At 55.1% G+C, this 3,459-nt stretch carries 5 protein-coding genes; 4 read left to right on the top strand and 1 reads right to left on the bottom strand.

Going from position 1 to position 3,459, the window contains the following annotated elements:
* The 4 genes from VZ94_RS26335 to VZ94_RS21500 all read left to right on the top strand — a co-directional run.
* The coding region (locus VZ94_RS26335; RefSeq protein WP_204369260.1) for a glycoside hydrolase family protein at window positions 1-797 on the top strand (797 nt) is incomplete at its 5' end.
* Between the two features lie 90 nt (window positions 798-887).
* Complete coding sequence (locus tag VZ94_RS21490) at window positions 888-1,487, top strand: DUF4142 domain-containing protein (RefSeq protein WP_082081905.1); 600 nt, start codon at window positions 888-890, stop codon at window positions 1,485-1,487.
* A 147-nt stretch (window positions 1,488-1,634) separates the two neighbouring features.
* On the top strand, window positions 1,635-2,063 hold the full coding sequence (locus VZ94_RS21495; RefSeq protein WP_052700836.1) for an MgtC/SapB family protein: 429 nt from the start codon (window positions 1,635-1,637) through the stop codon (window positions 2,061-2,063).
* Window positions 2,064-2,102: 39 nt separating this feature from the next.
* The gene (locus tag VZ94_RS21500; RefSeq protein ID WP_052700835.1) at window positions 2,103-2,606 is read left to right on the top strand and encodes a CinA family protein; all 504 of its coding nucleotides are present in this window, start codon (window positions 2,103-2,105) and stop codon (window positions 2,604-2,606) included.
* A gap of 65 nt (window positions 2,607-2,671) precedes the next feature.
* On the opposite strand, the gene VZ94_RS26610 is transcribed toward VZ94_RS21500, so the two are convergent.
* Entirely contained in the window at window positions 2,672-3,121 is a 450-nt protein-coding gene (locus tag VZ94_RS26610) for a hypothetical protein (RefSeq protein ID WP_045780814.1), read from the bottom strand.
* Between the last annotated feature and the right edge of the window lie 338 nt (window positions 3,122-3,459).

Raw genomic sequence — 3,459 nt, forward strand, 5'->3', positions numbered from 1 at the left:
TTCCGGACTGGATCAACCCATTTGACCCCTCATTCCCGGAGCATTTGCAAATTTGCCCGCGAAGCGGCGATCCGGATCGGGCGTGCCGGTTTGTATGTCCCCATCAACGAAATCAGCTTTCTGGCATGGGCGGCGGGGGAGGCAGGACATTTCTACCTTGGTCAAAAAACCGGGGCGATGAGCTAAAACTTGCCCTTTGCAAGGCTTTTGCGAGTGCGACTATCGCGATCAAGCAGGTCGATCCGGAGGCGTTGATCATGACTGTCGATCCACTGATCAAGGTGCATGCACGCGGCCCGGAGGATGCCGAGGAGGCGCAAATTCTGGACGCCGCGCAATTCAGTGCAAATGACTTGTTGATGGGAAGAAATCCCGACTGCGCGATTGATGTGTCGGATCATATCGATGTCGTCGGTGTGAACCATTATCCTTATAGTCAATTTTATTCGGACCGGGAGCAACTGGCGCTCGACGATCCAAGGCGCGTTCCGCTTTCGGATCTGCTGGCGGATGTTTATGCGCGGTATGATCGGCCGATATTGCTGAGCGAAACCGGTGCGGAAGGCGATATCCGTGCCGGCTGGTTCGATTATGTCGCCGACGAATGCCAGAAAGCGGTTCGTAAAAAGGTACCGATTTACGGCATGTGCCTTTACCCCATATTGTCGCACATAGCATGGACCGGCGAACGGTTTTGCCCGAATGGCCTGTTCGACGGTGCATGCCCGACGCGCGATGTTGAGCCCAATTTTCTGCGCGTTTTGATGCGATACCAGCAGCGCATAGGAAGCCTTTGATCGCGCGATTGCTGCGCCTGGCTGTGGGGCAGGAACAAAAGCACGGCCCCCTCGTTCTAATGGCTCACCATATTCAAGAGGAGTTTTGCCATGCGTCGATCAATAATTGCCCTCGGCCTTAGCCTGATCGTCGTGTCGGGATGTAACCGGGAGCCAGACAATGACGAGGCCATGGCCGATAACCCGAACATGACCGAAGAGCAGACTGGCACAGGGACGGCGGCCAATGGTTCGGTGACCAGCGTTTCCACCGCTACGTTTGTCAACGATCTGGCGGTGAGTGACATGTTCGAGATCGAAAGCTCGCGGCTTGCTGTGCGCAAAGCCAAATCGGCCGATGTGAAGCGTTTTTGCCCAATCGATGATCGATGCACATACGGCATCGTCCGCGAAATTGAAGGAAGTGGCAGGAGCGGCAGCCAACCCTACACCATGCCCACCGCTCTGCCAGCTGACAAGAAGACCATCATGGATCAGCTAAACGCAGCCACAGGTGAAGAGTTTGATCGTGCCTATATCGATGCTCAGGTTTCAGCGCACCGGCAAGCGCTTCGGTTGCTACAAGACTTTTCGGCAAGAGGTTCGGATGTAGATATCCGTGCTTTGGCGACCGAACTGGTTACTCCGGTTTCGTCGCACCTCGATATGGCGCAGACGCTTCAAAAATCGCAAGGCCCTGCCAGTCAATGACATCTCATTGGAACGATTCTGAATTTCCGTGGTTTACGCGGAGCTGATCATTGGTCGGCGATTGCAGAGCCCCGACCCACTCTCTCCGCGGGGCTCTGCAATTTTTCCAATCGCATAGTCTTTAAGGACGATGATGTGATCAGGGATGTGACCGCCCAGTTCGGCGACCTTCTTCCACTCATTGCCGCTTATATCCTCGCCATTCCGATAGCCTGGAATCGCGAGCGGCTGGGGCATAGCGCAGGCCTGAGAACCTTTCCCTTGGTTGCGCTGGCGAGCTGCGGTTTTATCGAAGCCGCCGAAATAACGATGCAGATGGAGCGAGAGGCGATGGCCCGTGTCGTAGAAGGCGTTGTCACGGGTATCGGCTTTATTGGTGGGGGCGCGATCTTGCAAAAGCATGGCGATGTCCGGGGAACGGCAACTGCTGCCAGCTTGTGGGTTACAGCCGCGATAGGGATCGCCTGTGGCTTGGGTGCTTTCCCGGTTGCTGTTTTCCTCTCGCTGCTCACGCTTTTCACATTGGTCGTCATGCCCACGGTGAAGTCCACCTTGGGCCATGAAGATCAAAGCTGACAGGAATGCTCAATATGCAGTTGCCCGATAAACTGATTTTTGAATTTGCCTGCAGAATTTGAACCCAAAGTGCATTTGCTGCTCGAAAGGCTGGAGCAATCGGGCTGGCGATTGGCGACTGCTGAAAGCTGCACCGGCGGTCTGCTAAGTTGCCTGGTGACCGATATCGAAGGGCTTAGCCACAGTTTCGATTCCGGCTTCATAGTGTACAGCGATAGCGCGAAAGAAAGGATGCTGGGCGTCACACCAGCGCTGCTAGCGAGCAAAGGGGCTGTCAGTTCCGAGGTCGCCGAAGCGATGGCAAAAGGCGCTTTGCATCGATCGTCCTGTGATGTTGCTGTCTCTATAACAGGCTATGCAGGCAGTGCTGGTGCCGATGGTAAAGCGGGTCTGGTTTATTTAACTTGCGCCAGCAGGGACGGGGAACCGCGTACGGCCAAACTGGACAGCTTTGAAACCGGGCGGACTGCGGTACGGCTTGCGGCGACAATGAAGGCAATCGAGATGTTGCTTGAAGTTATCCCATCAACTAGCAGAAAATAAAGAAAAAGGTGGCAAGAACTGCCACCTTTTTCTGATCAATTCACCATCGTTCCAGGGTAGGTATGTCAGGCCGTTCCGGGAGTGTACGAAGGGGGATCGCTTGCGGGAAAGGAGGCATCCGACATGTCGTCCACCTTATCCCAATCTTCACCTGGATCATCGCGCATCGATTGCGGACCGGCATTGCGGGTCTGGTCAAAGTTCCGGTAATCGGTCTCATGATCCGAATGGGCGGCCGCGAATGGGCGTTGCTGCCATTCCTCGATTTTGGGCATCCACTGCTTGCGGGTGGCGTAGAGGCCCAAGCCTACGGCCAAGCCTGCACCTGCAATCGAAACCGCGGTTGACGTCCAATCGGGCAAATTCTCCAAACGGCTGTTGCCGTTGCTTTTCGAACTGCTTTTGCGCGAGGCGGATTGCGATCCGCCTGATGATTTTTTGGACGATTGCGACGCGCCGGACTTCGATGATTTCTTGTTGTTGTTCGATTTGTTGTCGGTTTGTGTACTAGCCATAACGGTTTCTCTTCCTTGGCTGGATTTGCGCTGTCTTAAGAACAGATGCTGACCGTTCCGGTTCCTCACGCCGGGTCATCTCGCCGCATGCGACATTCCGTTGGCCGCTTCGCGTTGACTGGTGGGCCAAAGCTCCCGCCGGAACAAAAGGCACCGGCCTCGCGTTCTTCTCGCACCTTCAGCCAGTTCCGAAAGGAAGCCACATGTCTAGAACAAAAACAAACCTGAAATGGACAGCATTGCCTGCACTTGCCGCTCTTACATTGGGGGCCTGTGCAAGCGTTGAAGAGACCGTTGCAGAGGCAATCGCAGATACCAAAAGAGCGGTACTGACCGGA

It is taken from the genome of Methylocucumis oryzae, from assembly GCF_000963695.1.
Classification (GTDB): domain Bacteria; phylum Pseudomonadota; class Gammaproteobacteria; order Methylococcales; family Methylomonadaceae; genus Methylovulum; species Methylovulum oryzae.